The sequence below is a fragment of the Pseudoalteromonas sp. genome, assembly GCF_041613455.1.
Taxonomy (GTDB): Bacteria; Pseudomonadota; Gammaproteobacteria; order Enterobacterales; family Alteromonadaceae; genus Pseudoalteromonas.
Genome location: NZ_JBFJHD010000246.1, coordinates 1 through 4,214 on the forward strand (window position 1 = coordinate 1; position 4,214 = coordinate 4,214).

The 4,214-nt window shown below is 42.8% G+C and carries 4 protein-coding genes; 2 read left to right on the forward strand and 2 right to left on the reverse strand.

Features of this window, described 5'->3' with window-relative positions:
- Positions 1-1,817 (reverse strand): proteobacterial dedicated sortase system histidine kinase (pdsS, locus tag ABYB02_RS15255; protein ID WP_372763259.1); only part of this gene is annotated, 1,817 nt, incomplete at its 3' end.
- Positions 1,817-2,506, reverse strand: coding sequence for a proteobacterial dedicated sortase system response regulator (pdsR, locus tag ABYB02_RS15260; protein WP_149602203.1), 690 nt, complete (start codon positions 2,504-2,506; stop codon positions 1,817-1,819). The genes pdsS and pdsR, both read right to left, overlap by 1 nt.
- A 204-nt stretch (positions 2,507-2,710) precedes the next feature.
- Between pdsR and pdsO the strand changes: the two genes are divergently transcribed.
- Together pdsO and ABYB02_RS15270 are read left to right on the forward strand one after the other, a co-directional pair.
- Positions 2,711-3,442, forward strand: coding sequence for a sortase-associated OmpA-like protein PdsO (pdsO, locus tag ABYB02_RS15265; protein WP_372763260.1), 732 nt, complete (start codon positions 2,711-2,713; stop codon positions 3,440-3,442).
- Between the two features lie 46 nt (positions 3,443-3,488).
- A partial coding sequence (locus tag ABYB02_RS15270) for a VIT domain-containing protein (RefSeq protein WP_372763261.1) occupies positions 3,489-4,214 on the forward strand: 726 nt, incomplete at its 3' end.

A 4,214-nucleotide genomic window follows, 5' to 3' on the forward strand; every position in this document is an offset into this window, starting at 1 on the left:
AGCTGAGCTATAAACTCCGGTGCACCTTGCATAGGTAATTTGTTTTGGCATACATCAAGCGTAAATAACTGGTTTGGGTAAGTAAGCTGATAGCCTTGCATGCAGCCATTTATTACTTTTTGTAAATCAAAAGACTCAGGCTCGTTGCTTTGAATACTTTGCTCAAGGCGAGTGGCTTCGCTCATGGTGGTTATTATTTTCCCTAAGCGTTCAACGCCTTCACTGGCGCGAACGAGGTATTTTTGACTCAGCTCGTTTTGTGGCAAGCTTTGTAAGTTCTCGAGTGATGAGCGCACTACGGCAACCGGCGTGCGCAGCTCATGTGATAACCGCGACGACATATTTTCTAAGTAATCGGTATAGCCACCAAGTCGGCTCACAATGTTTGAAAAACTACGAGACAGGTCGCCAATTTCATCGTTAGCGTCGCTGTAATTAATACTGCCAGTAACACGCCCTTGTGCATCAATTGCTTGCTCAGCTGTATCGCGCAGCCGCCTAATTCGGTTCGATATACGTGAGGCAAAAAAGAACAAGGTGACAGTACCAATTAGCATCACAGCTAAAATAACGTTAAAGAGTTTTTCGAGCGATTTGTTACGCAGCGTACGTACGCCGTTTGTGGTTTCCTCTGCTATTACCGCGCCAATTACTTGGTCTTGAATCCAAATAGGGTAAGCGGCCGATAAAATAACGGCTTTACTGTCGGGTGTTAATCGCCAAGACGATGCTGGTTGTCCTTTTAATGCTTTCGCTAAATGTGTGCCCTGCATAGAGGCTACATCGTGCAGGGTATCTAAAAACTCATTTTCGGGGCGCGTTAATATTTTATAGTAAATAGGGTGTAAGTAATTTTGCTCAAAGCGCTGCCACCAAGTTTCAGGTGCTTTATTAGCAAGCCCATCAGCCCATACGCCATCTGCATTTTGAATAGTACCCGATTGCGCAAGTACGCGATGATGGTTATCAACCACCCAAATGCGGCTACCACTGTGGCCCATGCCTTTTAAAATACGGCTAATTTCTGGAGAAGGGACTAATACTGAGCCTAAATCGTTTGGGTTATTTAAATTTGAGGTCGACATTATTTTAGGCTCTAACAATGCCTCTTTACTATCTACGTCAACAATAGCAAAGCCAAGTTTGTTGCCTAGCATGCTAATTGGAAAGCGCAGCTCTACGTTATAACCTGATTCGGTACTTTCAAAATAGCCCTGAATTTTTGTAAAAGGGGCTTTGGTATTTGCATCAAACGCATTAACCCAGCCGTCTTGGCGTGGCGCAATAATGTAAGTATTAAACTGGCCGTTAGGCGTTTTTAGGCCAATTTGTAAATAATCGTTATTGGTAATACTTAAGCTATTTTTAGCGCGATAAATAAGAGTATTGTCGGTGACTTTAAATACGGCGTATAAGTAGTTATCAAATTTTCCCACCATATGATCAAACGATAAATCACTGGCTTGATGTTTGTTATCTGTTTTTTGTAAGTAGCGCTTGTCGTAATGCCAAAATAGCGGTTGATAGCTGTCCCAATCGTTAAGTTTACCGTCGAGCTGAATAGGGTTTTTAAGATTATAAGCGTATAAATCGCGGCCTTTTACTACTTGGTCTAAAAAGTTGGTTTGCTCGTCAAATAATGCAGGGCGCTCATGCAATGCGGTAGCAAGTGCGCGAGTGGTGCCTACGAGGGTTTTTTCTTGGCCTTGGCGTAAAAACTTTTCCATTTCCCATACGTACTCGTAGCCAAGCCACGGCAGCAAAAACAAAAAACATGAAAGTAATATAAATTTACTGCGTAGACCAAATCGTAGCATTAGTGTTGTTCCCACCTGTAGCCCATACCGTACACAGTATCTATGCAATCAAAGGTGCTATCGAGTGCTATAAACTTTTTACGAATACGTTTTACGTGTGAAGTAATAGTGCTGTCGTCTACATAAATTTTTGCATCGCTCATTAAATCGTTACGGCTTTTAACATGGCCTGGTCGCTGGGCGAGTGAATGCAGCATCCAAAATTCGGTTACGGTTAAATCAACTAATTGTTGCTGCCAAAATACCTGCATACGTTGCGTGTCGAGCGTTAAGTGCCCGCGTGCTATGAGCGCGTTTGCATCAGCGGGTTGTTCAAGTGCTTCCATTCGGCGAAACAGCGCACCAATACGTGCAGCCAAGTGAGCCAAGCTTATGTCTTTTGTTAGGTAGTCGTCGGCGCCCATGCGCAGGCCGCATACAGTATCTATTTCGCTATCGCGGGCGGTTAAAAAAATAATAGGCAGTGTTTTAGAAAGCGATCGCAATGTTTGGCACAGTAAAAAACCACCATCTATTTCATGGCCTAGGCCAATATCAACAATGGCTAAATCGGGCAGGGCGTTTTTAAATGCAGCTTCAGCGCTGGCGCGATTTTCAAAGCCACTTACTTGGTAGCCCTGTGCGCTCAGCATTTCTATGTAGTTTTCGCGGATTGCGGGTTCATCTTCAACGATGGCTATTTTTTTCATTTTAATCATTATCCTATCGGCTCTGTTGTGCACTATATCGAAGTTTTTAAGCTAAGTAAGGTTAAAAAGGCAATTGCCATTTTTTTGCCACAATTGCTCAGCAGTTTGCCATTTTTGATCCCCTTTGCTGCCACTTGAGCTTGTTTTAATACACTCCTCAAAACAAAACATCACAAATTAAAAAGTAAGTTTAAGGATCAAATCATGAAGAAGACATTAATTGCGTTAACACTCGTTGCTAGTTTTTGTTCTCCAGCAATTGCCTCAACATCTAACACGCCATCAAAAGAAGCCCATAAAGAAACGGCTATTGGGCTAGGTGCAGGCGCTATTATTGGCGGCGTAGTGGGCGGGCCAATTGGTGCGTTTATTGGGGCATTTGCCGGTGGTTTAATAGGTGATTCAAAAGTAGCTGATAACAAAATTGCAGAGCAAGAGCGTGCAATTACGGTTATGAAAGAAAAAACCAGCGATTACCAACACGTGCTTAACCACAACAATATGTTAGAGCAGCAGTTAGAAGTACTTGCCAATCAAAATGAGCAATTAACTCAAGTTCAAATTAATAACTTATTAGCCATGACGGTGCAATTTAAAACAGGCTCAAGCGTTATTGCACCGCATTTTGCACTGCAGTTAGACCAACTGGTTACCTTGTTAAACAACCAACCACAACTCGCACTTGATTTAAGCGGCTTTGCCGATCAGCGCGGCGATGATCAAGCCAACCTTTTACTCTCTAAAGCACGTGTAAATGCCGTGCAAAGCTATTTAATAAAACACGGCGTGAGCCATAAACGCTTAAGCACGCAGGCATTTGGCGAGCAGCAAACGTTGGCTAACAGCAACACGGTGGAAGACAACTTTTTTGATAGACGCGTAACGCTTACCACTCGCTCAATGAACCCTGTAAATGGCCAAACGGCGAGTAACTAAATCTAACTGAATCTAAGTAAAACAAAGCGTTCGATGGAGTGATTTTATGTTGAGTAAACCAACCAAAATGCTTACTAAAGTAAGCATTTTTATATTCATAGCGATTGTGCTGTTAGCGAGCTTTAAAAGCCATGCGCAATCACCCAAGTTAGAACTTTTTGATAGCAATGGTGCGCCAGCAGGACCAGCAATAATATTAAAAAGCGACGCCAATATGACCTTAACCGGCCTGATTAATCATGTTGTAGTAACGCAAACCTATCAAAACGAAAACCCGTTTGCGGTTAATGCGCGCTACGTTTTTCCATTGCCAGATGAAAGCGCCGTGCACGCCATGACAATGCGTATAGGTGAGCGAGTCATTAAAGGCCAAATTGATAAAAAAGTGGAAGCCGAAAAAAAATACGAGGAGGCTAAAAAAGCAGGCAAGCAAGCGGCCCTTGTACGCCAGCAACGCGCCAATATGTTTATTACGAATGTGGCAAATATTGGCCCTGGTGAGCAAGTAATTATTGAGCTTGAGTATCAAGAAATAATTGATTACAGCAGCGGTACATTCGCTATTAGGTTTCCTACTACCATTACACCGCGTTATCACGCGATTAGTGGTGAGGTTGAGGTTAGTACTCAAAATCAAGCGCATGTTAATCCGCTCCCAACGGGATGGTTAAGCCCTGTTTACAGTATTAAAAGCAGTAATCAAAATGATAACGTACCAAGCAGCCAATTTAGCTTAAACATTGATATAGACGTAGGCTTAGAGCTGGTGGAT

Bases quoted from the DNA above. Each gene is read 5' to 3' on its own strand.
- pdsR (WP_149602203.1), bottom strand. From the start codon at position 2,506: ATGAAAAAAATAGCCATCGTTGAAGATGAACCCGCAATCCGCGAAAAC.
- pdsO (WP_372763260.1), top strand. From the start codon at position 2,711: ATGAAGAAGACATTAATTGCGTTAACACTCGTTGCTAGTTTTTGTTCT.